The 963-nt window shown below is 50.2% G+C and carries 1 pseudogene; it reads right to left on the reverse strand.

From position 1 onward, the window contains the following. Positions 1-5: 5 nt before the first annotated feature. Positions 6-963 (reverse strand): annotated as a pseudogene (locus AB1N33_RS16610) (IS3 family transposase); the annotation flags it as partial.

Here is a 963-nt window from a genome sequence, read left to right on the forward strand (position 1 = left end):
GGGTTCTACCCCGTTTTCACGGACGGTTTAATAAAGACGTAAACTTTTTGTCTTGATTAGCAAGTCTACGTCGCATTCTTGGATTATGGAACCGTTCAACGTAATCGAATATATCTGCTCTGGCCTCATCTCTTGTTCGGTATTGTCGATAGTTGATACGTTCTCGTTTCAGTACACCGAAGAAGCCTTCACAGGCAGCATTGTCTGCACAGTGGCCTACAGCGCTCATACTACTGGTTATATTCTCTCGCTTGAGCAACTTCTGGTAGTCACTACTGGTAAATTGCGTTCCGCGATCAGAGTGTAGCACTACGTTATTCTGCCTTTGCCGCTGCCACACCGCCATTTCAACAGCACGCATCACCATGTGTCTGTCCTGGCGATGATGCATTGACCACCCGACAATCAGCTTGCTGAACAGGTCGAGCACCACACACAGGTACAGTTTCCCTTCCTGCGTTTTAACTTCAGTGATGTCAGTGACCCATTTCGTTTCTGGCTCTTGTGCAGTAAAGTTGCGCTCAAGGTGATTGGTTAACCCAGCAGGACGCACTGAACTTCGTTTTGCGCCCCGACCTTTTTTGCGCGGCCAGCCATAAATGCCGTTCGTAGCCATGAGCCGTGCTATGCGATTTAAACTGGCCTGTACACCTTCACCTTGCAAGTCTTCATGCATGCGCGGTGCGCCAATAATGCCGCCACTATCATCATGAATTTCTCGCATGCGCTTGAGCAGTTGTGCGTTAGCCACATCGCGCGCACTTGGCTGGCGAGTCGCCCACGCATAATAACCACTGGGTGACACCTTCAGGCAGCGGCACATCATACGAACAGCAAAGTTGTCGCGGCAACGCGATATAGCCTGATACCTTACGGTAACTCTTTGGCGAAGAACGTTGCCGCTTCTCGCAAAAAATCGCGTTCCTTTTTGACCTTAGCCAGTTCTCGCTTGAGCCTGGCAAC

The organism is Alteromonas nitratireducens (genome assembly GCF_040812025.1).
Classification (GTDB): domain Bacteria; phylum Pseudomonadota; class Gammaproteobacteria; order Enterobacterales; family Alteromonadaceae; genus Alteromonas; species Alteromonas nitratireducens.